The organism is Acinetobacter sp. BSP-28 (genome assembly GCF_044130285.1).
Lineage (GTDB): Bacteria > Pseudomonadota > Gammaproteobacteria > Pseudomonadales > Moraxellaceae > Acinetobacter.
In genome coordinates this window covers 60,331-86,437 of the sequence record NZ_JBIQOB010000017.1, presented here as the reverse complement: position 1 = coordinate 86,437, position 26,107 = coordinate 60,331, and the positions used below count along the sequence as shown (strand labels likewise).

Here is a 26,107-nt window from a genome sequence, read left to right as displayed (position 1 = left end):
CGAACAGCCCAAAGAATGATTTCACCTTGAAAGTGCCGACCGTGGAAGGGATTCATCTGCTGTATCTCGAAATAAATAAGATATTTAGCTTATCACGTCAGCCTATTTGCAACAGTGCCCCTGAGGATGTCCAATTGCAGTACGATAACTATCCGGTGGATCTCACGCAAAAAAGCCGTGAGATTCACGTCTATTTTATCGATCAACAAAGCAAGAAAAACATCACATTATCTCTTGCATTTGATTTGCTACTGGAAGCTGTACAACACCCTTCCTTATGGGAATAGCCTAAGCAGATATCGTTCAATTTAAGGGGCCCAGGCCTTTGCTTTGTCAAAATCTGATTTGCCAAGCAAAGGCCTGGGTTTCCGCGAATTTGATTTTTTGTTTTAATTATTCTCATGATTTTAATTCATTGAGGTCCTTTCATAGAATTAAAAAATAAATGTAGCTAGTGCTTCAAAAAGTATGCTGCATAGATTTTGAGCTAAATAGGCATCCTTGGAGGTATTGAAAATACAGGGATTTTTTCGGTTAAAATTTTTAAAAAATAAGCCAGCATTAAATTTGAAACACCACCAGAAAGTGAATAAAAAAGTCTAATTTGGTTTGACCAAAGTAAAAGATACAAATATGATAACTACATTACAGCAAAATCTGTAATCAGGCGTGGAAACCTGGAAATTACTACAGAAGCATTAAAGCCGCTTTAGCGGTTTTTTTGTGCTTATTATGCTTAGCTTGCCATTGTGGTAGGCCAGGCAGGGCAGTCTATGACTGGCCGTCTTCTGTAGTGCGGTATTTCCACCCCTGTTTGGTCTACCTCCATCTTGTGGAAAAGATGGTTGTAGATAGTAAACTCTAAACTACAGGAATTAAGCATGAACATTTTATTATCTCAAATCCCCATTTCTCTTACGTTTCTTTTGTTAGCGCTGACCGAATATTGACGGTCATTTAATTCATCGCTTTAACCAAATTGAACGATATGCACTTTCAAATTTCGTACTTTATCGAATATAGGAAAGTGCTGCCTGGAGAAAATAAAAATGGGTCCAACACGATTACTAACGAATATTATTCAGCGTAAAGTCATGTCACTAGCAGAAATGTCTCCTTCAAAGCAACGAGACAATTTTGAGGTCACACTGACTGATTTTGCCCGACACGAAATCCTTAAATGTTTATTCAAAGCCGATAATCAGCGCTCTACTGAATATTGGAGTGTGCAAGAAATTGCAAACTTTATTGAGGATTGCACAGAAGATCAGAATATCAATTTGTGTATCTTGTATTGGAAAGATATCAAAAACAACATTTATATTATCGATGGGGCGCATCGTCTTTCGAGTATTTATGCGTGGATCAATCGATATTTTGCTGATGAACAAGTCAATCAAGCACCTAACTTTAATGACCAACAGAAAGAGGATATTCGTTACCTCCGAAATCATTTAGGGGATCTGGCTGACTTCCAAAAAATTTGTACTGATGCCAAATTTGCAGAACAAAAGTCCAAATTAGAAGATATTAAAATCAGTTTCAGGCAAGTGCTTGGTACTCCAGAAGATGCACGACGCGTATTTCAATCAATTAACTCAGATACTAAACGCCTGGATAAATATGAGGAATATCATCTAAGAAGTCGGGGGAGTGATGCATATTATGCGATCTATGCCTGTTGCTATATCAATGACAATAAATCCAATTTAGAAGAGCTTCAATATACACGTTTAAATGAGCTGATCGAGTTGGGGGAGAAGATCCATCAGCTGCTTTTCTCTACCATCTTATTAGACACTGAAATGAGTCATGGCAAAAAAATTTGCTTGGTCAATGAACTCATGAATATCATTGCGGGTGATCAGATTCATAATATTATGAGCCTGAATCAGGGTGAACGCGTTGAAAAGCTCATGTCGCATCTGTTTACGATCCTTTGCAGAATGGCAACTCCTGTAAAAAATACTGGGGTTCCGAGTTTGGGTTTACATCCATTCTTATATTTTTATAAAGACCAGCGTTTTCAGATTACTTCCTTTCTCGCATGGTTTGCTATTGTGTTTGAAATTCATGAAAGCATCATGCAGATTCATCATAGAACGATTAGCTTTAAAGAGTTTACACGCGTCCGCAGTAGTATTGAATTCTTGATTGCCAATTTTCCAGTGGCTATCACTGAAACGGTCGGCAAGTTCGGGAGTGGTATTAAAGGCTATGATCGACTGCAAATCGTTTATAAGGCATTTATCTGTTTAAGCCTAGAAATGGATATTGATTTTAAAGATAAAGAATGCCTGAATACCTTCATTTTGTCGATGTCAAAGGCTTTTAAGTACATCAACTTTAACGAGTTTTACTCTGAAAGATTTTTGGGTAATTATGATGATGGGGTTGTAGAGCATGTAGTCGGATATGTGGAATCGATTAGCCCGATCTCTCGATCAAAGCCCAAGGCCTTTTCAGCATTAACCAAAAATTTGCTTAAGCACAATTTTCTGGTGGGTAATCATAACTTTTGCCCCATTTGTGATGGATTAATCTATCTCGATTCTACTGAATCGGATCATCGGATTGCCAAAGCCGCAGGTGGCCAAGGGGTGCTAGAGAATGGTCTGCTGGTTCATCCACTCTGTAATAGAATGAAATCAGATCTCAGCTTAGAAGAGATCAGAGCGGATTTGTTTGGTGAGTTATTGTATTAATCAGCAGGGCTATGAGCTCGTTTTCTCAAGTGTATTAATTAATGATAAATCACATGATTTAACTTTTGATATATTCAGCCAGTGTAGCTTTTTTTAATTCAGTGCAGAATCATAGCTAGAAGTTAGCTGTAGTTTCTGAATGACCGTCAAGGTCCTTAGTTTTGCCCATTGATCCCTCTCTGGGCATTTTTTTTGATCAAAATATAACGCTATTCTTGCTAAAAATTATGTGTAGATAGGTCTAGATAAATTTTTATTCCATTTACTGCAAATTATTAGATAAACCAACCAGCTATTCTTGTTTATGGTCTACCAGTCATTTCCATTCCAAGTAGACCATCAAGATATAAAACTACATAGCCAATTTTGCCGATACCAAACGATTCATACTCACACCACGCTCCGCAGCTTCAAGTGCTAGTTTTTGATGAACCATTGATGGAACACGAACAGCAAACCGTCCGCTATACTTTTTTTCTGAAAGCGGTACAGGTAATTTCTCATTATTGCTGATCATATCTGCTACAACTTCAGCAACAAGATCAACAATCCCTGAGAATGCTTTAGATTGTTCTGCATCGAGCCAAGACAGTGACGGAAATTCGGCACATAGACCAACATATTCATTATCTTCTGCTGACCATGTAACACGATAAGTAAATTGTTTGCTATCCATTTGACACCTCACAATGTTTTAAGTTTATCAAGTGCAGCTAATACTTGCCTAACCTGATAAGGTTTAGCCTTTCCGCTATCATCTTGAAGATTAATACGAGGATCGCCTTGCCACGGTGTTTTAAATACCGTGTGACTACCACTTGTTTGTCTTGGTTCACCAAAATATTGCTTACAAACCTTGAGTAAATCGACATAGCGGATATTTTTTGGATTATTCCGCATTTGTTCTATAAGTTGATCAAGATTTGCCATTTAAATACTCAATAGTGCCAATGATTAATAGTATCAATATTGATACCATTAATCAAGAGTTTGACATGCCTAGTTGCTTATACAAACAGAAATGAATGGTAGGGTGCAAATAGGAATAGGGGGGGAGATTTACACAGGAATATGCAATTTACTATTCACTCAATTTGTATAGCAGATAAAAGGGAGCATCAATAATCAAAAATACAGAATTCGGATTGATGTCTTCGATAAAAAAACCTACCAAATTTCGTCTAAAGAGTAGACCTGGTATCTTGGAGCTTGTCGTGATTAGCGTCTCTAAACGGCTATAACAGCAGTTTAGAATTTTAAATATTTCACATGAACTAGAAACTTTCTTTATAATTAAATATGTTTTCACTTGGTATCTAAACTTTGATAGAATAAATTAAAACTTTAGAGTTTAAGTATAAACAATGAGAAAAACTAATATTCGACGTGATAGCTACTTAAAATTTCTGAATACATGGCAAAACCGTGATGTCATTAAAGTGCTTTCGGGTGTACGTCGCTCTGGAAAATCCACCTTGCTGGCGATGTTTCAACAAGACTTAAAAGCACAGGGTGTACAAGCCGAAAACATCATTGCCATCAACTTTGAATTTATGGAATTTGAAGAACTCACTGATTACCGCAAACTACATGATTATGTACTGTCAAAAGTTGATGAAAGCAAGAAAAACTATGTTTTTTTAGATGAAATACAGCATGTTACCAATTTTGAAAAAGTAGTCGACTCTTTATATGTTCGGGATTATATCGATTTATATATTACCGGTTCAAATGCATTCTTTCTGAGTGGAGAACTTGCGACGTTACTCACAGGACGCTATATCGAGCAACATGTTTTACCCTTGTCATTCCAAGAGTTTAAACAGTGGCATATTGAAAATAATCCGATCATCCAACAATTATCCAATCGTGATTTGTATGCCATGTACACGCGCAGTAGTTTCCCCTATACGCTTGCCATGACCAGCCAGCAGGAAACCTATGATTACTTGCAAGCAGTCTATGCCAGTGTAATGTTTAAAGATGTTATTCCCCGTTTGAATACGGCCGATATTAACTCTCTTGAGCGTGTCGCAAGATATTTGGCAAGCGTGACAGGCTCACCCATTTCCATCAATAAAATTAAAAATACCTTTGTTTCAAGTGGGGTTAAAATCTCATTTGAAACAGTAAAACGCTATATTCAGGGCTTACAGGACAGTTTGCTATTTTATAGCGCCGCACAATTTAAAGTACGTGGGCGTGAGTTATTACAATCCTCTGAAAAATACTATTTAGTTGATGTTGGATTGCGCCGCATTATGTTGCCTGATGCTAATGCTGATCAAGGTCATATCTTAGAAAATGTGATTTATCTTGAGCTTGTCAGACGAGGCTATACGGTCTATGTAGGGCGGGTTGATGAATATGAAATTGATTTTGTTGCTGTCGATACTTTACAGAATTTAACTTATTATCAGGTGGCATTAGAAACCCTCAATGAGGAGACACTAAGCCGAGAGTTACGTCCATTACAGAAAATTTCTGATTCATATCCCAAGTATTTACTTACCTTAGACACGATAGGGACTGAAGCCAATTATAATGGTATTGTAAAAATGAACGCTCTCGATTGGTTGCTGTCTGAAAATAAGTAAAGTGGAGTGTAGGCATCGACAATCCAATTTCTCGATCAAAGCCAAAGCCCAAGGACTTTTCAGCATTAACCAAGAGCGTGCTCAAGCATAATGTCTGCTCCATTTGTGATGGATTGATTTACCTCGACTCGATTGAGTCAGATCATCATAATTGAGCCACAGTCGCTTATTTAAATAACAGATATAGTAGTAGCGAGAATCGTGCTGTAGTTTCTGAAGGATCTTAATATCCTTAGTTTGCCCACTCACCCATGTGGGCATTTTTTTTTGATCAAAATATAATATTGTTTTTGCTAAAAAATGACAGCACCCACAATAAAACAAAATATTCCAAAAAATACCCAAAGCCAGACATTTGATCTGGATGTTTCCATACTAGGGCTATTCAATGGTGGTGGTTGCTGAGAGGAATGCTGTGGGTCATTGGGTTTCTTTGTGTAAGGTCGATGCTTGGAATAAGAGAGTCCTGTTCCTGGAATACCCACGCTGGTTCGAGTACCTTTTTTACCAATATTTAGAGAAGCACCGGGTTTGCCAATGCTCGCACTGCTGATGCCCTTATGTGTCAGATTAACTTTTAATCCGGGTAGCAGTTTAATACTCTTGCGAAATCTAAAGCCCATATTTCCCCGTCAAATGACACATAGCTTGTCATTAGCATGATAATTAAATCAGTATCTTAGTTTTTTAACGAACCATAATGACATCATATTGCGACTCAACCTGTGTCATTTTTCGATAAATAATTTTTCAGACTCAAGATCTATAACAACAAGGCTTCAAATAATCCGTATTATCTTAATTTTAGGAAATCTTTAAGATACACTTTTTAAATTAGTTGATAATTCTTCTAAGAAGTCTAAAATACAAAAATCAAAGGAGATGGTATTCCTCCTTATACAAACCGCCAATTCTGGCTAATGATACCTACGTTTCCCTCAAGCAGGGTACGTAGGTGCGTGCTCTGCTTTTACAAAATGGAGCCGCACTATGTTTTTCCCTCATAAAATTTCCTATCTATCTCTTACTGCACAACAGTAGGAGCGATCATGTATCTCCCTCTCTTATCCATTGCATGTGGTTCTGTGCTTGGAGCATGGCTACGCTGGGGCATTAGCCTTAAATTTAATAGCCTATTTGAAAATATCCCTTTCGGAACAGTAATTGTTAACTTAATTGGTGCTTTTATCATCGGGTTAGCAGTATCATTTTTTTCAAATAGCTCAATAAGCCCGAATTATAAATTATTTGTCGTCACGGGCTTCTGTGGGGCATTAACTACATTTTCAACTTTCTCAATCGAAGTCGTTGCATTATTGCAGAGTTCAAAATTGGAATATGCTATTTCAACCATAGCCATTCATGTAATTGGTTCATTGATATTCACTATATTGGGAATATTTACATACCACTTAGCAACCACACATTAAGAATTTAGACTTAAAAATCGTAAAAGGTAAAAAATCATGAGCTTTCAAAAAGTTAAAGTAGGTATCAATCCACCAGATGACTTCTATAGCATCATTGAAATTCCTGCAAATGCAAAACCAATCAAGTACGAAGTGAATAAAGAATATGATGCCTTATTGGTTGATCGCTTCCTAAGTACAGCAATGTCTTATCCTTCCAATTACGGTTATATCCCTCAGACATTAAGCGAAGACGGTGATCCGTTGGATGTATTTGTAATAGCTCCACATGCTGTTGCAGTAGGTTCTGTGATCCGTAGCCGACCTGTCGGTGTAATGTACATGGAAGACGAAGCCGGTATTGATGCAAAGATTATTGCAGTGCCGCATTCTAAGCTGACACCACTCTACAACAATGTTAAAGACCTTAATGATCTTCCACAGCTGCAATTAGAGCAAATGAAGCACTTTTTTGAACACTACAAAGATTTAGAACAGGGTAAGTGGATGAAATTTAATGGTTGGGGAAATATTGAAGAAGCTAGAACAGAGATTCTGAAATCTATCCAAGCATACAAATAATTTGAATAAAAAAGGCATCAAATTTGATGCCTTTTTTATGTTATGCGAAATCCAAAAAGCGTGGATTTTCATCCACGCTTTAATTATTAAACCTTGGCATGTGTTCCGTATTTATCAATCATATTTGTACTGGCTTCATTTAAACCACATACAGTCACATTGACACCATTCTTTTGAAATTTGCTTACTACAGAATCAAGCATAGCGACTGATGTAACATCCCAAATATGAGCATGAGTTAAATCAATAATCACCTCTTTAACATCTTCCTTAAAGTCAAAGCCCTGCATGAATTTTTCAGAAGAACTAAAGAAGATCTGACCATGTAAGTCATATAAGCGATGCGTACCCTCTAAACTAGATTCCACACGAATATCATTCTCTAACTTGTTCGCCAGGAACAATGCCGACAATAAAACGCCTGTCAGCATACCTAATGCTAAATTATGAGTCGCAACTACCACAATTACTGTAGCAATCATCACAACATTACTGCTTTGCGGATTCTGTCTAAATTCGGTAATAGAACGCCATTCGAATGTTCCTATTGAAACCATAATCATGACAGCTACTAGCGCAGCCATTGGAATGACTTTGAGCCAGTCACTAATAAAGACCACTAAGATTAAGAGGAAGATGCCTGCTGAGAATGTTGATAGACGAGTGAGACCGCCCGACTTCACATTAATCATGGATTGACCAATCATGGCACAACCTGCCATACCACCCATGGAACCAGATGCAATATTCGCAATACCTTGTCCTTTGCATTCTTGGAATTTATCACTTGGGGTGTCGGTCATTTCATCTACGATTGTGGCGGTCATCATCGATTCCAACAAACCAACAGCCGCCAGTGCTAACGAATACGGCAAAATGATCATCAATGTTTCAATATTCAAAGGAATATTGGGAATCAAGAACATTGGAAGTGTGTCAGGTAAAGCTCCCATACATCACTATTCGACTGTCCCAATATAGACTCAGTATGTTTTTTATCTGGTGATTGCAATACTACCTTAAAATACCGTCAAAAATCTTTACTGTATATTTGCTGTAGGGTAATCTTAAAACTGCTATTTATTGACTGATTGGTATATGACGACAGATAAGCATGAAGTCCTTCTAAGAATGCGAGCGATCGAGCTGCTTGCATACTGGGAAGGTCGTTTGGTTACCAATCGCTTGATGAGCTGGTTTGGGCTTAGTCGACAGCAGGCTTCTGCTGATATCAAACGCTATAATACGCTGTATAACCCCGATGCCTTGATTCATGATCCATCGGTAAAAGGCTATGTGCCTAAAGCCAGTTTTCAACCGGTACTGACTACAGCGCATATCAATGAGTATCTCAACATGCTCTCGGGTTTGGTCAGTGAATCACATGCCCTGATTGCGACACCAGAACCGAATCTCTCAGCGGTACAGTTACCCGATCGCAGTGTGCGTCCTGAAGTCATCAGGGAAGTGTTGCGTGCCTGTCGAACACGAAGCTGTCTCAGAATTATTTATGCCTCAATGCATCAACCACAGTGGCATGAGCGCATGATTTCCCCGCATACCCTAGTTTATACCGGATTCCGTTGGCATGTTCGTGCCTATTGCCATCAGAGCAAGCAGTTTAAGGACTTTTTACTCTCCAGGATTGATCGCACACCTGTTGTGGTGGCGATTGATGCAGTAGATCCTGTTCAGGATCAACAATGGCATGAAGAAATTATGTTGACCCTGATGCCTAATCCCAAATTGAATGAATCACAACAAGCCCTGGTCGAAAAAGACTTTGGCATGCCGGATGGCAGATTACAGATTTCGGTCAAAAAAGCCCTGGCTCACTATACCTTGCAGCGCTATCAGGCTGCGATCACACTGGCTGAGGCGGAAGATGCCTTGAAATATCCTCTGGTGTTACAACGTTCAGATATCGAAAAACTGTCGTCTTCTCTGTTTGATCAGGCGTCATAAGGAGATTGGCCATGATGGATCAATTTCATTATGACAGTGACCTGAGCGGTGGTTCACTGATGGTGCGTGAAAGTCGGCTGATCGCGGATCTGTTATTGCGAGAAGCGACCACAGAGCAGTGGCATCAGGCGATTCAGGTTGAAAATGTTTTGCAAAAAAGAACCATGGCTTCAGCACAACGCAATGCCACCGCTATTCGTAAGCGTCTGGAGCGCTTAGAGCCTGATTTCTGGAAAGCCCTACGTGATGGGGACGATGAACTGGCGACTCAGGTGGCTTTTTGTGGGGCTTTAGAACGCAATCTTTTACTGGTTGAGTTTATGGAGACGGTACTTCGAGAAGCCTATATTTCCCAGGCTCAACACTTGGACAGTTATATTTGGTCAGACTTTCTGGATGAACGCTCACAACGCGATCCAGATATCTGCGAATGGAAAGAGTCCAGCAAGAAAAAAATGGGGCAAGTGGTATTCCGTATGCTGGCAGAAGTCGGTTACTTAAAAAGTACCCGTACGCTGGAATTACAGCGTGTGATCGTCAGAGCAGAGCTTCGTAGCCTGTTGGAAGAACATTATAAACAACGTATTAAAAGATCTATGGAAGTGTCGCTATGGACGCGGTAGTTGTAGAGGGGCAGCAATGAGTCAAGCAATACATGAGCGTCTGAATCAGATTCCAGAGCGAATTATTTCAACCGAATTTTTAACCGGTCAGGGGCTAGGCAATGAAATTGGATTCTGGATTTTTGATTATGCGCCTGAAGATGAGCTGAAAGTCCGCGAATATATTCATTTTCTAGAAGGGATGCTGGAGAAAAAACACAATCAGCTGAAGGTGGTGAATATCAATCTGCTACAAGCAGTGGTGGATTATCTGACAGAGCGTAACTTCATTGATAAAGCCATCCAGATGCAAAAAGCCAAAGGCGATGAGGCGCTCATCAAAGCACTAAAAGGCCCATTGCATATGGATAAGTTTGCGCCGTATCTGGTGAGCAAATATGCCACCAATGAGCAAGATATAGTGTTGATGACCGGGGTGGGGGCAGTTTGGCCACTATTACGTGCACATCATTTGTTAAACAGTTTGCATTCGTTGCTGGGGCATAAACCAGTCGTATTGTTTTATCCGGGCTATTACGACGGTCAGGCCATGAGTTTATTTGGAAAAATCCCAAGTAACAATTACTACAGAGCCTTCAGATTAGTGCCATAAGCACGACCAATAGCGATAAAAATTCGGGGAATTGATTGATATGAATATTAAAGAACTTTTTTACAAGCCATTAGATCGTGCAATTAACGGGGTGGTGAAGGCAGATCAGGATGATAATGCCACGGTTTACCAGGAGCTGGATGAGTACGTGGTCACCAATGAGCTGGAAAAGCATTTTCGTGACTTTTTCCAGTCTTATGGTACGGATCTCAGTGATCCTTCGATTGCCAATCGTGTCGGCGTGTGGATTTCTGGGTTCTTTGGTTCAGGTAAATCGCATTTCCTGAAAACCTTGTCCTATATTCTGGCCAATAAAGTGGCAAGCGATGCTGAAGGTCAGGAGCGTAGCGCCGCCGAGTTCTTTGATGAAACTAAAATCCGTGATGCGTTTATCCGTGCCGATATTGGCAAGGCCGTCAGCCATCATGCCGATGTCATCCTGTTTAACATCGACAGTAAAGCCAGTTCCAATGACGATGGCAATCCGATCCTGAATGTGTTTTTACGGGTGTTTAACGAGTATCAGGGTTTTAGCGCGGATCATCCACACATTGCCCATATGGAGCGCCACCTGAGTCAGAAAGGGGTGTATGAAAGCTTTAAACAGGCTTTTGAGCAATCCAGTGGTCTTTCTTGGCTAGATGAACGTGATGGCTTTCAGTTTTATCAGGATGATGTTGAAACAGCGATTTCTCAGGCGTTGAACTTATCCGCTGAAGCAGCCCATAAATGGTTTGAAGATTCTGAGCAAACCTTTAGTGTTTCGGTGGAAAACTTCTGTCAGTGGGTGAAAGAATACCTGGACAGCAAAGGACCACAGCAACGGATGCTGTTCCTGGTCGATGAAGTGGGACAGTTTATTGGTAGCGATACCCGCTTGATGCTGACCCTGCAGACCATTACTGAAAACCTGGGTACCATTTGTAAAGGTCGGGCCTGGATTATTGTCACCTCACAAGCGGACATCGACGCCGTTTTAGGCGAGCTGTCTTCTTCCAAAGCCAATGACTTCTCCAAGATTGCCGGACGTTTTAAAACCCGTTTATCACTTTCCAGTTCCAATACCGATGAAGTTATCCAGAAACGTTTACTGCGCAAGACGCCGGAAGCTGAAGCCCTGCTCAGATCGGTGTTTGAGCAAAAGGGCGATATCCTTAAAAACCAGATTACCTTTGACCGTTCAGGACCAACACTGAAGAATTTCGATGGTCCTGACAGCTTTGTGAATAACTATCCTTTTGCGCCGTATCATTTTCAGTTGGTGCAGAAAGTTTTTGAAGAAATCCGTAAAGTCGGTGCGACCGGTGCACACCTGGCCTATGGTGAGCGATCTATGCTGGATGCGTTCCAGATGGCCGCTAAAGCCATTGGAACAGATGAGGTTGGGGCTTTGGTGCCATTCCACCGGTTCTACAGCTCAGTAGAAGGATTTCTGGATACAGCAGTGAAGCGTACCATCGACCAGGCCGGTGAGAATAAGACCCTGGATGGTTTTGATGTACAGATGCTGCGTACCCTGTTCATGATCCGCTATGTCGATATCATCAAAGGCACACTGGATAACCTGGTGACTTTGTCCATTGAGAAAATCGACGAAGATAAGCTGGCATTACGCAAGCGTATTGAAGAAAGCCTGCTGCGTCTGGAAAAAGAAAGCCTGATTACCCGCAATGGCGATGAGTTCCTGTTCCTGACCAATGAAGAACGTGATATCACCCGAAAAATTAAAGCCACGGATCTGGCTGCTTCAGAAGAAAATAAAGAGTTAGCCAATCTCATTTTTAAAGATTTACTCCGGGATCAGAACAAGTACCGCCATCAGGCCAATAAAATGGACTATGTGGTGGGTCGTTTTCTGGATAGCCATAGCCTAGATGGCAAGTATGAGAGTGATTTGAAAGTTGAAATCATTTCTCCGCTGGATACTGAATACAACCTTTACAGCGAAGCCTTTTGTATTGGTAAAAGTACTGAAGGACAGGTGCTCTTTAAACTCGGTGATGACAAGCAGTTCTTTAATGAGCTCAGAACTTGGCTGAAAACCAATAAATTCATCCGTTTAAATGATGATGGCACCCAGTCAGATATCACCCGTATTCTGGCAGACCGTGGCCGAGAGAACCAGGAACGCAAAAAACGTCTGCGTGCCCGGGTTGAGGAAATGCTGCTGGACGCGGAAAGCTATGCTTTGGGTCAACATCTGCAGCTTTCATCTTCAAGTCCAACCACCAAGCTGGATGAGGCTTGTCGTTATTTGCTGGAAAACACCTATACCAAACTGAGCTATTTGCAGGTCTATCAGCAGGATGCCTGGCGTGAACTGAACGCCGTCTTGACTGTGGATGATATGGCGCAGCTCGGATTGTCTCTGGATGGCGGTCAGAGCAATCCCAAAGCCCTACAGGAAGTGGAGCAGTACATTTCGCTGCGTGCAACCGGTACAGAGCGTATTCTGGTGTCGGATGTGGTGGATCGTTTTGCCAAACGTCCTTATGGCTGGCCAGATGCCGAGATTTTACTGTTGGTAGGTCAGTTGGCGGCAATGGGACGCATTTCACTGCAGTTAAATGGTGGCAGCTTACAGTTAAAAGATGCCTTTGAGCCTTTACAAAACAGCCGCCGTCGCCGTGATGTTTCCATTATTAAAAAGCGCCAGACTGATGATCATGTGTTGAAACAGGCACGCCAACTGACCCAAGACTTATTCTCGGCCATGGGACCAGCGACAGAAAAAGAGCTGTTTGAATTCTATTTGCAGCATTTTAAGACTTGGTTAGCCAACTTTAAGTCGTATAAGAGTAAAACTGATGTCGGACAGTTCCCGGGCAAGAAAGTGATTGAAAAGTCGATTCTGACTTTGGAACGTCTGCTGACCAATAGCGACAGCTTCGATTTCTTTAAAGCGGTGGTTGATAACAAGGACGACTATCTGGATCTGGAAGAAGACTATCGTGACATTCACGAGTTCTTCAGTAACCAAATGCCGAGCTGGCAGCAACTGCAACAGGCCTTACGTCATTTTGAGAAAAACAAACAGGCACTGGGTAGTGATGAGGTGGCAAAAAAAGCCCTCTCCGAATTACACCGTATTTCGACCCTTGAATCGCCCTATGGCCTGTTAAATAAAGTGGCTGATTTGGTTCGCACAGTGGAAAGCGTCAATGAGCAATTGCTGACTGAGAAGCGCAATCAGGCAATAGAACACATTGATGACAAGATCAAGCAGTTAGAAGCTGAGATCAAAAACAGTGGCATCGCTACCGCTGAATTGAGTAACAAGCTATTACGCCCACTGCAACTGCTGAAAACGGATATTGAAGTGGAAACTAGCCTGTCCACCATCTATATGCTGCAAACCCAAACCAGCGTCGAGCGTTTTGATGAAGCCTTGTATGAGTTGGAAAGCGAAGTTCAGGCAGAAATTCAGCGTCAGGTCAAAGCGGTACAACTGGCTCAGAGCAAAGCAGCGAGTGTAAGTAGCACTGCAACCGCCTCCAGCCCAGCTACATCAGCACCTGCTGCGAGTCCGGTACAGCCTGTGACAGCCGTAGTGCCACCGAAACCGGTGGTGGAAGTCGATGTCGCCAGCATTTACAGCAAAACCTCCAGTAGTGTCTATTTGGAAACGGAAGAATCGGTGGATCAGTTTGTAGACGCACTCAAAGCTGAACTGAAGAAAATCGTGGGTGACAAAAAGCGTGTGCGTATTCGCTAACTCAGCTTAGCGATCTATACGACAACAGCAATCAATTGAAGGTTTTTAAATGAATACCAGTAATATTAAAAAATACGCACCGCAAGCACGAAATGATTTTATCGCAGCGATGCGCAAGCAGGCTGCCAAATATGGCATCACCGCAGACCGCATTTTACCGGCAGAACAGAAAGGCGACTTGCTGCTGATTGGCGATCAGGTTTTTCCGCTATCCGTCATGAAACCACGTGAGAAGCTGATCAAACGCATTCAAGCCAGCAGTTTTGAGCAGAGCATCAATTATATTGCCTACAGCTGGTTTAATCGTCTCTGTGCCATTCGCTATATGGAATGCAAAGGGTTGCTGGATCATGGCCGCCGTGTACTGAGCAGTGCCGATGGCAGTGCCGGCTTGCCACAGATTCTGGAAGAATGTCTGGATATTGAGTTACCGGGTTTAAATACCAGCCGTGTGGCTGAGTTAAAGCTAGATGGCAATAAAGACGAAGAATTGTACCGTGAGCTGTTACTGGCACAGTGTCATGCGTTGAATCAGGTGATGCCATTACTGTTTGAGCAGGTCTCTGATGAGTCAGAACTGTTATTACCGGATAACCTGACCAAAACCGATTCGTTGATCCGTGATCTGGTCAGCAGCATTCCGGAAGAAGACTGGTCGGATGTGCAGATTATTGGTTGGCTGTATCAGTTCTATATTTCTGAAAAGAAAGATCAGGTGATTGGTAAAGTCGTCAAGAGTGAAGATATTCCTGCAGCGACACAACTCTTCACCCCAAACTGGATTGTAAAATATCTGGTGCAGAATAGTGTTGGTCGTCTATGGATGATGGCTCAGCCAGAAAGTACCCTAGCCAGTGATTGGGAATACTATATTCAGCCTGCGGAACAGACCGATGAAGTCAATGCACAGCTGAAACAGCTGATTAATCTCCGTATCAGTGAAGATGGCGATACCTTAAATCCTGAAAGTATTACGGTACTGGATCCGGCCTGTGGTTCGGGGCACATTCTGGTGGAAGCTTATGACTGCTTAAAAGCGATTTATTTAGAACGTGGTTACCGCAGCCGTGATATTCCACGTTTGATTCTGGAAAATAACCTATACGGGATTGATATTGATACCCGTGCCGCACAGCTCGCCAGTTTTGCGCTATTGATGAAAGCGCGTGAGGATGACCGCCGTTTATTTAGCAATCCACCGAAGCTAAATATCATTGCGTTACAGGACAGTCTTGAGTTGGATGCAGATCAAACCTGGCAAGATCTTAACTTAAATCAAGCATGGCAAAAAGGCAGTCATGTCGATCTGTTTGGCAATGATCAAAAGGATTTAAGTAGCCCGGACAATGATGCGCGTTATACTTTGATTCAAGAACTAGTAGAAAAGTTTAAAGAAGCCAAAAACTCTGGTTCTTTAATCTGTATGGATAGCCAAGAACAAGACTTTGCTGATTTGCAAAATACTTTAGAAGACTTAGTGGCTGAAGGTGATACTTTACAGAAAGCTGCTGCTAAAAAATTATTGCCTTTGGTTATACAAGCAAAACTCTTAGCTAAAAAATATGATGCCGTTATTGCTAACCCACCATATATGGGCGGTAAATTTTTAAATAAAAATTTAAAAGAGTTTTTGAAAAACAACTACAAAGGGTTCGAAAAAGACTTATTTTCAACATTTATAATAAGAAATCTTTCCCTCACTAAGGAAAGTGGTCAGCTAGGTTTTATGTCACCGTTTGTATGGATGTTCATTTCATCTTATGAGAAAGTAAGAGAAAAACTGATTAATGAAACTACAATAACATCATTAATCCAGCCTGAATATCATGCTTTCTTTGACTCAGCATTTGTACCTATCTGTGCATTTTGTATTTCAAGAGAACATTTAGTTAACTACAATAGTTCATTTATTAGACTAGTTGATTTTAATAGACAAGAAGATCAGCCTATAAAAGCACTAGAAGCAATTAAAAATCCAAATTGTGGGTGGTTTTATAATGCTAAACCTGACAGTTTTAAGAAAATTCCAAGTAGTCCTATAGCTTATTGGGTTAGTGATTCAATCAAAGATATTTTTTCTTTACCACCTTTGGCTAAAGAGTTTAAGGCAGTACAAGGTTTTAAAACAGGGAATAATGATTTATTTCTACGCTATTGGTTTGAAGTTACTTCAACACATATATACTCATATAATAAAAATAATTATAAATGGGTTCTATGTAATAAAGGTGGCGAGTTTAAAAAATGGTATGGAAATGTATTACATATAGTGAAGTGGGAAAATAATGGGTATGAAATAAAAAATTATTTTGATGAAAATGGTAAATTAAGATCTCGTCCTCAAGGACAAGAATATTATTTTAGTGAAGGCATTACTTGGACCAAAATTTCATCATCATTAACATCTTTCAGGCTTTCTAAAAAAGATTATTTGTTTGAGTCGAATGGCTCTTTAATTGTTGATAAGAGTGAAGAAAGGCAGTTATCACTTTTAGGTTTTCTAAATTCTAAACTATCATCTGAATTATTAAAGATAATTGCGCCAACTCTAGACTTTGGTGAAGGATCTATAGAAAAAATGCCAATTCTTTTTTCTAGTAAGCAGCTAATTACTAAACTTGTAAATATTGCTGAAACTAATTGGGACTTTTACGAAACCTCGTGGGACTTTAATCAAAATCCAATTATTCGTGCTAATCAACCAAATCTAGAGCAAGCGTTTAATACATGGCAACAGCAAAATGCTGACGCCGTGGCTGAAATGAAACGTCTGGAAGAAGAAAACAATAAGCTGTTTATTGATGCTTATGGTTTACAGGATGAACTCACCCCAGACGTGCCTGATGCGCAAATCACGCTCACCCGAGCTGACCGTGAAAAAGACAGCCAGCGTTTAGTCTCTTATGCACTTGGCTGCATGATGGGGCGTTATAGCTTAGATGAACCAAGTCTGATCTATGCCCATGCAGGCAATCAAGACTTTGATGCCAGCCGTTATCAAACATTCCCAGCCGACGCTGACGGTATTATTCCACTAACTGAAATGCACTGGTTTGAAGATGATGCAACGCATCGTATTCGAGAGTTCTTAACTGCGGTTTGGGGTAAAGACACACTGGATGCAAATATGCAGTGGTTGGCTGAAAGCTTGGATAAAAAAGCCAACGAAACCGCTGAAGACACCATTCGCCGTTACCTCGCCAGCAAGTTCTATAAAGACCACATGCAGACCTATAAAAAGCGCCCGATCTACTGGTTATTCAGCAGTGGTAAACAGGGGGCTTTCCAGGCGTTGGTGTACTTGCACCGCTATAACGAAAGTACTTTGGCACGTATGCGTACTGAATACGTCATGCCACTGATTTCCAAAATGGCTGCCTATGCTAATTCTCTAGAAACAGCAAAAGAAAGCAGTGACTCTGCGGCTGAAATCAAACGCATCGAGAAAAAACTGCAAGATTTACATAAGCAACAAGCTGAACTGAGTAGCTTTGAGGAAAAACTGCGCCACTATGCCGATCAGCGTATTTCACTGGATCTAGATGATGGGGTAAAAGTGAACTATGGCAAGTTTGGGGACTTGTTGGCTGAAGTTAAAGCAGTGACGGGGGAGAAATGATGAATGCTTTAAAAACATTAAGTAGTATTTTCGAGCATAGAATTATTCGAATTCCTGATTATCAACGCGGATATGCTTGGCAAGAACATCAACTGAATGACTTTTGGGAGGACTTAATTCATTTAAGTCCTGAACGTGTTCATTATACAGGTGTACTTACCTTAGAGCCCGTTGCAGATGAGTATTGGAAACGTTGGGAAAGTGATCTTTGGATTATTGATGGTAAAGGCTATAAGCCATTTTATATTGTAGATGGGCAACAACGCCTAACGACTTCAGTTATCTTAATTCAAGCCATACTAGAGTCAGTTCCAGAAGGCTCTGAATTAAACTTCCAGACTGTAGCTGAAATTCGACAGCAATATATCCTGCATATCGCACCAACTGGATTGCGTAAATCTTATCTTTTTGGATATGAAAAAGATAATCCAAGTGATGAATTTCTAAGAACAGGAGTGTTCTTAGAGAAATCCGCAACGAATAATGATGAGCAGACCTTCTATACCCGAAATCTTGCAAAAGCAAAGCAATTTTTTAAGGATAAATTAGAAACTTTACAGTTAGATGAGATTGCTGAAATTTATAAAAAATTGACGCAAAAGTTTAAGTTTAATCTTTATGAGATTGATGCAGAAATAGATGTATTTGTTACATTTGAAACAATGAACAACCGTGGCAAGCCACTGTCAAATCTAGAGTTGTTAAAAAATAGGTTAATTTATCTATCCACACTTTTCCCAGAGCATAGTGGTAGGTCAGAATTACGAAATAATATTAATGCGACTTGGAAAACAATTTATGAGTATTTAGGTCGTAATCCAGATAAATTGCTGAGTGATGAGGAGTTTTTAAGAAATCACTGGGTAATGTACTTTAAATTTAGTCGACAAACTGGTGATGATTATCGAGACTATTTGTTGGATGAAAAATTTACTGTTCAAAATGTAACACATCCTAAAAATGACAATGATCAGTTAAGCGTAGGGGAAATCAATGATTATGTCATGAGCTTACAACAAGCTGTTAGGCCTTGGTTCTACATGCATAACCCATCTTATCCTTTAAAAGACTATAACGATGACAGTAATAAAAAGTTAGTCGATAGATTGGTTCGTCTTGGTTATAAATCATTTAAACCACTTATTCTGGCTGCATTTTGTCGTGGTAATAATTTCGATGAAACCAATACGCTACTTAAAGCGATAGAGCGATATATTTTCACAATTTTCACCTTAAGTCGCCGTAGAGGACATACCGGTGATTCGAACTTCCTTAGTAAATCGAAAGATTATCTTAATCATAAGATTACAACGGAAGGTATTGTTAATGACTTAAATAATTGGGTAGGACGTCATTTTTCAGCAAACAAATTTTTGGAATATATTGCTGAAAACTATGAGTTAGAAAAAGCAGGTTTCTATCGTTGGGATGGGGTTCGATACTTTTTATTCGAGTATGAACAAGCGCTGAAAGCTAAAGGAAAGCAATCTACAAGTAAATTAGATTGGAAAGAATTTACTTCGCGTATGAAGGATCATGTCACATTAGAGCATATCTACCCACAAACAGATACTGATCCATATTGGATGAATAAATTTGGCTATTTAGATAGCCAACAAAAAACATTATTGGTCCATTCACTAGGCAATTTGTTGCCTTTATCCCGTTCAAAAAACTCATCGTTGCAAAATGATGCATTTGAATTGAAAAAAAATAATGGACGCGGTGTGGGATATTACAACGGTTCTATATCTGAAAATGAAGTCAATATTCAAGATGATTGGACACCAAAAGAAATTTACGAACGTGGTATTACTCTTTTAGAGTTTATGGAAAATCGTTGGAATATTATTTTAGGTGACGATGCATTTAAATCAAAATTGCTACATGTTGACCAAATTCCACTTGCTCCAGCAGTAGAGGATCTAGAGGTGGTTGAATGAATTTAAGTCAACTACAACAAGGTCTGGAACAAGCCTTTTATACTGAACAGCACCGAATCGTCTTTTGGTACGATGCGGAACAGTCCTTTAGCGACGAAGTACAGGCATTGAAACTGAATGATGTTCAGATTCTGAATATGGCAGAAGAGTCGAGTCTGGCGATCAAGCTCAAACTGGAACTGCAAGACCAGCAGGGTAAATACTTGCTGTATTTCCCAAGTCCTGAGCCTGAAACCGAAAAAGACTGGCTACTGGACATCAAGCTCTATTCACGCAGCTTCTATGCCGATCGTTTCTCGATTATCTTTAATGAGCTTGGGCTACAGCAACAAAGTTTAAGAGAACATCTGGCTCAACGTGAAGAGTTTCTCAAAGCCAAAGCCCGTCTGAGCGCGTTAAAACGTTATATCCAGCCTGATGCCGAGGCACAGGATCTGGATATGGCCATGATCGCTGCTGTGGTCAAGGCCGACAGTGCCGAGCTGATGCATATAGTCTTGGCACTGGCAGATGAAATGGTACAGCAGAACCTGGATCTGGAGGTTAATCCGGATTCTTTTGCTGAACTGGAAAAATACCAACTGGTGCCAGCTTTAGTCACGGCATTACAGGCGGAAATCGGTTATCCGGCATCGCTTGAGGAACTGAATGGGGAAGCCGCATTTAAGCTGGGTGCATTCTTTATCCGGTTAATGACCACAGGCTTCTGTGAAAGCTTGGGCGATGTACCGGTATGGGCTCAGGAGCTGGTAATGTCTTCCGTTAGCTCCCGTGCAACGGCCAGAGCCTTCTTGTCACGCTGGCGAGACAGCTCTAAATACTACCCAACCTTCGATACGCTTTCCCAGACCGTGGCCAATGCACTGCGGATTCAGGAGAATGTCGGGGCTTTTGATCTGGAGCAGCTGCTGGATGTCATGACCTTTGAAGTGATTGAACAGAAAATCATTGTTGATTTGGCCAGTCATATCCCTGCAGCAGCCAAAGCTGAACTGGAACGTTTCAGAACGATTATTTCTGCACGTCTGGATGGCTATTGGGCCTCCAAACATAAAGATGATGCGACACGCCGTCGATATCGTACCGTCTATACGGCTTTACAGGCGGCTATAGACCTGTTCAGCCTGCGACAGCAGTTTGATGCCGGTTTCTATTTCGACTCCAGCGAAGCCTTATATAAAGCTTATGAACAGGAGCTGTATCGTTTTGATATGGCCTATCGCCATTACAGTGCAGCTTCTCAGCGAGCTCATGTGGATATCCTGAAAAAACTCGATGAAGAAGTGGAAAATTGCTATGCCTACTGGTATATCGATCACTTGGCACGCAACTGGGGCGAGCGTGTAGAAGCTGAGCAGCGTCTGGATTGCTGGAAAATTGCGGATGTTCCAAATCAGCAGAATTTTTATCGAACTCAGGTTAAGCCTTTACTCAATTCTGCAACTAAACGCCGTATTGTGGTGATCATCAGTGATGCCTTCCGCTATGAAGCTGCAGTAGAGCTGCGTGATCGTATCAATGAAAAGCGTTATTCAGAAGCGACACTGTCCTCACAACTGGGCGTGGTACCCAGTTACACCACACTCGGCATGGCCTCGTTATTGCCGCACCAGACTTTGGAGTACAAAGAGGCCGCAGGTGATGATGTGCTGGTAGATGGACAATCCAGCAAAGGGACTGCAGCACGATCAAAAATTCTGGCAGCCTATAACGGATTGGCGGTTACCGCTGAAACGGTAAAAGGCTGGTCGCGTGATGAAGGCCGTGAAGCGCTGAAAGACCACGATCTGGTTTACGTTTATCACAACGTGATTGATGCCCGGGGAGACAGTGCCTCGACAGAATCAGAAACCTTTATGGCCGTGGAACATGCTATTGAAGAGCTGACCGAACTCAGCCGCAAAATTTTAATGCACTTCAATATTTCCACCCTGTTGATTACGGCCGACCATGGCTTCCTGTTCCAGCAAAGTAAACTGGAAGCCGCGGATCGTTCGTCACTGACCGAAAAACCGGTGAATACGCTCAAGAGCAAGAAGCGCTATGTGATCGGGCATGGCTTGCCGGAGAGCAAGGAAGCCTGGAAAGGCTCAACCCAAGCTACGGCAGGCACATTATCTGCGACTGATTTCTGGATTCCAAAAGGGGCGAACCGTTTCCATTTTGTAGGAGGCTCACGTTTCGTGCATGGCGGCATCATGCCTCAGGAAATCGTAGTGCCGGTACTAACGGTAAAACAGCTACGTGGTGAAAAGGCTGGACAGCGAACCAAGCGTAAAGTTGAGGTCATTTCTACCAAATCTACGCTGAAGATGGTCAATAACATCCAGAAGTTTGATTTGATGCAAACTGAAGCTGTCAGTGAACTGGTGATGCCAGTGACCCTATCCATTGCCATTTATGATGGGGATGTCAAAGTTTCCAGTGAAGAAACCTTGACCTTTGATAGCACTACCGACTCTGTTGCCGATCGGGTCAAACAGGTCAGGCTGTCACTGTCTGGCACTGATTTTGACCGTAAGAAAGATTACTTCCTGGTACTGAAGGACAAAGACCTGAATATCGAAATGCAGCGCTATAAGGTCACCATTGATCTGGCATTTACCGATGACTTCTTCTGATAACGAATTAACGATAGAGCGTGGCGTATATGGAATTGGCTAACGATAAAGAACTGGATCAGCTGCTGAATGAACACTTTGCCGGGCGAGTGGTACGCAAGGATCTGACCAAACTGATCAAAGAAGGGGCCAATGTCCCTGTCTATGTACTCGAATACCTGCTGGGAATGTACTGTGCCTCGGATGACCCCGAGATCATTGAACAGGGACTACGTAACGTAAAGACCGTACTGGCTGAGAATTATGTCCGACCGGATGAAGCCGAGAAGGTGAAATCCCTGGTCCGTGAACGTGGCAGTTATAAAGTCATTGATCGGGTCACGGTGAAGCTGAATGAGCGTAAGGACAAATACGAAGCCTCCTTTAGTAATCTGGGGATCAAAGATGCCGAGATCTCGGCAGGCATCGTCAAAGAGTATGAAAAGCTGCTGGTCGGTGGTATCTGGGTCATCGCCACACTCAGCTACTACTTTGATGAAGGGCAGACCAGTTCTCCATTTGGCGTGAGCTTACTCAAGCCGATTCAGATGCCCAATATGAATATGGATGAGCTGTTCAACGGACGGGCTGCATTAAGCACTGATCAGTGGCGCGAGAGCTTAATCCGTTCAATTGGCATGGAACCAGCTTCCTTAAAAGAGGAGGTGCAATGGCACTTGTTGGCACGCATGATTCCCTTTGTCGAAAACAACTATAACGTCTGTGAGCTAGGGCCACGCGGTACCGGTAAAAGCCATATTTACAAAGAGTGTTCACCGAACAGTATTTTGGTCTCGGGTGGGCAAACGACTGTCGCCAACCTGTTCTATAACATGAGTAGCCGCCGTATTGGTCTGGTGGGGTTATGGGATGTGGTGGCCTTTGATGAAGTCGCCGGTATTTCCTTTAAGGACAAAGATGGCGTACAGATCATGAAAGACTACATGGCCTCTGGATCTTTTGCCCGTGGCCGCGAACAGATGGAAGCCTCTGCTTCAATGGTTTTTGTGGGTAATATCAACCAAAGCGTGGAATCCCTGGTAAAAACCAGTCATCTATTGGCTCCTTTCCCGGAAGCCATGATTGATTCGGCATTCTTCGATCGTTTTCATGCTTATATCCCGGGCTGGGAAATTCCGAAGATGCGCCCAGAGTTCTTCACTAACCGTTATGGCCTGATTGTTGATTATCTGGCTGAATTCTTCCGGGAAATGCGCAAGCGTAGCTTTGCAGATTCCATTGAGAAGTACTTCAAACTCGGCAACAACCTGAATCAGCGTGATGTGATCGCAGTTCGAAAGACGGTTTCCGGATTGATGAAACTGCTCTACCCACACGGTCAGTTTGAGAAAGAAGATGTACGCCAGTGTCTGGAATATGCGCTACAGGTACGCCGTCGTGTCAAAGAGCAGCTGAAGAAAATTGGTGGCATGGAATTCTATGATGTGCATTTCAGCTATATCGATAATGATACCTTAGAAGAACATTTTGTATCAGTCAAAGAGCAGGGTGGTGGCGGACTGATTCCCGAAGGTCCTGCTAAGCCAGGTTTTCTGTATACCATCGGACTTAGTAATAAAGGCATGCCAGGCTTATACCGCTTAGAACTGCAAGTCACCAAAGGTTCAGGAAAATTGGCGACATCAGGCTTATGGAATTCAAGCAGTGCCAAGGAGCAGGTCAAAATCGCATTTGACTACTTCAAGGCCAATGCATCCAGAATATCGGGTGGCAGTAAGGTGCTGGAACATGACTTCCACTTACATGTGGTTGAATTACAGAATACCGGGCCGCTCAGCCATCTTGCCTTACCAAGTTTAGTGGCTTTCGCTTCTGGCCTGTTAGGACGATCGGTACAAAGTCAGATGGTGGTACTGGGTGATATGAGCTTGGGTGGCTCTGTGACTCCGGTGGAAAGTATTGCCGAATGTCTGCAAGTTGCTTTTGATGCTGGTGCCAAGAAGGTTGCTTTGCCAATGAGTAGTGCAGCAGATATCCCTACGATTCCTGTGGAACTGTTTACCAAGTTCCAGACCAGTTTCTATGCAGATCCGGTGGATGCGGTGTTTAAGGGGTTAGGGGTGGATTAACTTTATCTCGAGCATGAGGAGTAGAGTTATGAGTTTTGTGCCTGTTTAAAATAAACAACCAATGAACCCCCATACCTATTTTTTAATTCTGGAATATATAGTTGTCCACTCATAATGCTCTCCTATGCAAAAAGAAGAGACGAAATTTGTCTAGGAGAGTGGTGGCTATTCACCCTGCTGAATATTGGTGTGCTCGGCAAAGGAATTGCTGCCTTTAATTCATGGCTTGCTCATTTCAACTGCCGACGAATTTGCTTTTAATTTGCGTCAGATTCGATTTTTTCTGCAATAACCGAGTAATTTGACGAGTGGAAAGATTCAGGATTTCAGCAGCACGGATCTGGGTAATACGATGATCTCGAACGTCTTGCAGAACTGCAAGCCGTTGAATTTCTTTGTCAGACATAGTGATCAGCATCTATATTTATATCCAGTCCATGGTGATAAAAACCATCATAAACTAGACATTTTTATTGGTGAGAATATAGACACTTTAAATGGGTTCTAACAAAGAGACTTCGCATAAGAGATTTTATGTTAAATAGGGGTAATTAAAGATTGAATTTCAACCCCATTTTCATCAACTAATTCAATACCGACTGCTTTTAAACGATCTATAGGATCACCTGTTTTCAAACACCATCCATTAGGCATATTTGTTTTTAATCCTGAAAACTTAGTATCTAACTTTTTCTGTTCTTCATAGGAAATATGGGCTACACCAAGATTTCTTTGTAGAATTTTGGAGAGTTCAGCATCTGATAATTCATTGCTTTCAATTAATACCCATAAGTTGTTAAAGACATAAGCCATGGGAACAATATGTTCTTTCCATGGCTTAATAGCCATTGCTGATTTATTATTAAAAATATTCTTTGAGTATCCTTTAAAAAGCAGTTCATTTTCTGGATGAAATAAATGCTCCATTAATCTGGAGCTATATCCCCATGGTTTATTAATGTTTTCTTGAAGAGTGATAATGTTTTTTACATGTTGAATGATTAAATCACACGTGCTCTTAATATATTGATTAATATGTTCTTTTTCAGTCATGTTGGTTTTCCAAAAAATTACTGCTACCTTAGCGATTTTATTATAGTGATAAAATGAGTAATCTTAAGAAAGTTATTTTAATCCAAACAGATATTACAACATTCGCTGTACAGGCTATCGTTAATTCAGCGAATAAGTCTTTGCTTGGTGGCAGTGGGCTTGATTATATCATTCATAAAAAAGCAGGACCTTTGATGAAGACTGAATGTATTCAACTTCATCAAGAAAAAGGCGGGTGTTCAACTGGACAAGCAGAAGTTACTACTGCTGGAAACCTGCCTGCCCAATATCTTATTCATGCTGTTGGGCCAAGATGGTTAGATGGTGAGCGTAATGAGCCACAATTGCTTTGTGATGCTTATAGTAATGCAATTATGAAAGCTAACCATGTTGGTGTAAAAACTATTTCTTTTCCAAACATCAGTACAGGTGTTTATGGTTTTCCTAGACAACTGGCAGCCGAAATTGCAATTGGTACCATACTTTCAACACTTCCCCAATATGACTGTGTTGAAGAAGTATTTTTTGTATGCCGAGATGATGAAAACTATTTAATTTATAAGGAGATACTTTCTAACATTAACGACCCAAAAATAAAAATACAGATTGAATAA

Annotated in this window: 18 protein-coding genes, 3 pseudogenes and 1 riboswitch; of the genes and pseudogenes, 15 read left to right on the top strand and 6 right to left on the bottom strand. The window is 41.3% G+C overall.

Annotated features, from left to right (window positions below; genetic code table 11):
• Together ACE01R_RS12935 and ACE01R_RS12930 are read left to right on the top strand one after the other, a co-directional pair.
• Positions 1-287 (top strand): hypothetical protein (locus ACE01R_RS12935; protein ID WP_395551560.1); only part of this gene is annotated, 287 nt, incomplete at its 5' end.
• Between the two features lie 762 nt (positions 288-1,049).
• Positions 1,050-2,705: an HNH endonuclease signature motif containing protein gene (locus ACE01R_RS12930; protein ID WP_395551559.1), complete on the top strand. Its 1,656-nt coding sequence runs from the start codon at positions 1,050-1,052 to the stop codon at positions 2,703-2,705.
• 352 nt (positions 2,706-3,057) lie between these two features.
• On the opposite strand, the gene ACE01R_RS12925 is transcribed toward ACE01R_RS12930, so the two are convergent.
• Positions 3,058-3,381: a type II toxin-antitoxin system HicB family antitoxin gene (locus tag ACE01R_RS12925; protein WP_063454488.1), complete on the bottom strand. Its 324-nt coding sequence runs from the start codon at positions 3,379-3,381 to the stop codon at positions 3,058-3,060.
• Between the two features lie 8 nt (positions 3,382-3,389).
• The gene (locus tag ACE01R_RS12920) at positions 3,390-3,635 is read right to left on the bottom strand and encodes a hypothetical protein (RefSeq protein ID WP_063454489.1); all 246 of its coding nucleotides are present in this window, start codon (positions 3,633-3,635) and stop codon (positions 3,390-3,392) included.
• Positions 3,636-4,069: 434 nt separating this feature from the next.
• Between ACE01R_RS12920 and ACE01R_RS12915 the strand changes: the two genes are divergently transcribed.
• Positions 4,070-5,302 carry an ATP-binding protein gene (locus ACE01R_RS12915; RefSeq protein ID WP_168418310.1) on the top strand — a complete coding sequence of 411 codons (1,233 nt, stop codon included), beginning with the start codon at positions 4,070-4,072 and terminating at the stop codon, positions 5,300-5,302.
• Positions 5,303-5,322: 20 nt separating this feature from the next.
• Positions 5,323-5,448, top strand: a pseudogene (locus ACE01R_RS12910) (HNH endonuclease); the annotation flags it as partial.
• 147 nt (positions 5,449-5,595) lie between these two features.
• Here the strand turns inward: ACE01R_RS12910 and ACE01R_RS12905 are convergent.
• Entirely contained in the window at positions 5,596-5,925 is a 330-nt protein-coding gene (locus tag ACE01R_RS12905) for a DUF4236 domain-containing protein (RefSeq protein WP_395551558.1), read from the bottom strand.
• Between the two features lie 246 nt (positions 5,926-6,171).
• Positions 6,172-6,239, top strand: a riboswitch (Fluoride riboswitch).
• A 112-nt stretch (positions 6,240-6,351) separates the two neighbouring features.
• On the opposite strand from ACE01R_RS12905, the gene crcB reads away from it, so the two are divergent.
• Together crcB and ppa are read left to right on the top strand one after the other, a co-directional pair.
• Positions 6,352-6,732 (top strand): fluoride efflux transporter CrcB, encoded by a 381-nt coding sequence (gene crcB / locus ACE01R_RS12900; RefSeq protein ID WP_395551557.1) that lies wholly within the window; start codon positions 6,352-6,354, stop codon positions 6,730-6,732.
• 36 nt (positions 6,733-6,768) lie between these two features.
• Positions 6,769-7,293, top strand: a complete 525-nt coding sequence (gene ppa / locus ACE01R_RS12895; RefSeq protein ID WP_395551556.1) for an inorganic diphosphatase — start codon at positions 6,769-6,771, stop codon at positions 7,291-7,293.
• Between the two features lie 86 nt (positions 7,294-7,379).
• On the opposite strand, the pseudogene ACE01R_RS12890 reads toward ppa, so the two are convergent.
• A pseudogene (locus tag ACE01R_RS12890) lies at positions 7,380-8,246 on the bottom strand (SulP family inorganic anion transporter); the annotation flags it as partial.
• A 145-nt stretch (positions 8,247-8,391) separates the two neighbouring features.
• Between ACE01R_RS12890 and ACE01R_RS12885 the strand changes: the two are divergent.
• Genes ACE01R_RS12885 through brxL form a run of 8 tightly spaced genes read left to right on the top strand, consistent with a single transcriptional unit; the run spans position 8,392 to position 24,440 of the window.
• Complete coding sequence (locus tag ACE01R_RS12885; protein WP_395551555.1) at positions 8,392-9,258, top strand: WYL domain-containing protein; 867 nt, start codon at positions 8,392-8,394, stop codon at positions 9,256-9,258.
• An 11-nt stretch (positions 9,259-9,269) separates the two neighbouring features.
• On the top strand, positions 9,270-9,881 hold the full coding sequence (locus ACE01R_RS12880) for a DUF1819 family protein (RefSeq protein WP_395551554.1): 612 nt from the start codon (positions 9,270-9,272) through the stop codon (positions 9,879-9,881).
• Positions 9,882-9,897: 16 nt separating this feature from the next.
• Complete coding sequence (locus ACE01R_RS12875) at positions 9,898-10,473, top strand: DUF1788 domain-containing protein (RefSeq protein WP_395551553.1); 576 nt, start codon at positions 9,898-9,900, stop codon at positions 10,471-10,473.
• A gap of 40 nt (positions 10,474-10,513) precedes the next feature.
• Positions 10,514-14,188, top strand: coding sequence for a BREX system P-loop protein BrxC (gene brxC, locus ACE01R_RS12870; RefSeq protein WP_395551552.1), 3,675 nt, complete (start codon positions 10,514-10,516; stop codon positions 14,186-14,188).
• 49 nt (positions 14,189-14,237) lie between these two features.
• Entirely contained in the window at positions 14,238-17,807 is a 3,570-nt protein-coding gene (gene pglX, locus ACE01R_RS12865) for a BREX-1 system adenine-specific DNA-methyltransferase PglX (RefSeq protein ID WP_395551551.1), read from the top strand.
• Entirely contained in the window at positions 17,807-19,750 is a 1,944-nt protein-coding gene (locus ACE01R_RS12860; protein WP_395551563.1) for a DUF262 domain-containing protein, read from the top strand. Before pglX ends, ACE01R_RS12860 begins: the two co-directional genes overlap by 1 nt.
• Positions 19,747-22,371: a BREX-1 system phosphatase PglZ type A gene (pglZ, locus tag ACE01R_RS12855; protein WP_395551550.1), complete on the top strand. Its 2,625-nt coding sequence runs from the start codon at positions 19,747-19,749 to the stop codon at positions 22,369-22,371. Before ACE01R_RS12860 ends, pglZ begins: the two co-directional genes overlap by 4 nt.
• Positions 22,372-22,400: 29 nt before the next feature.
• Entirely contained in the window at positions 22,401-24,440 is a 2,040-nt protein-coding gene (gene brxL / locus ACE01R_RS12850) for a protease Lon-related BREX system protein BrxL (protein ID WP_395551562.1), read from the top strand.
• A 280-nt stretch (positions 24,441-24,720) separates the two neighbouring features.
• On the opposite strand, the pseudogene ACE01R_RS12845 reads toward brxL, so the two are convergent.
• Both ACE01R_RS12845 and ACE01R_RS12840 read right to left on the bottom strand, forming a co-directional pair.
• A pseudogene (locus ACE01R_RS12845) lies at positions 24,721-24,858 on the bottom strand (ISNCY family transposase); the annotation flags it as partial.
• 119 nt (positions 24,859-24,977) lie between these two features.
• A complete protein-coding gene (locus ACE01R_RS12840; RefSeq protein ID WP_002125020.1) occupies positions 24,978-25,493 on the bottom strand; it encodes a hypothetical protein in 516 nt (171 codons plus the stop codon).
• A 53-nt stretch (positions 25,494-25,546) separates the two neighbouring features.
• Between ACE01R_RS12840 and ACE01R_RS12835 the strand changes: the two genes are divergently transcribed.
• Entirely contained in the window at positions 25,547-26,107 is a 561-nt protein-coding gene (locus ACE01R_RS12835; RefSeq protein WP_002125033.1) for a macro domain-containing protein, read from the top strand.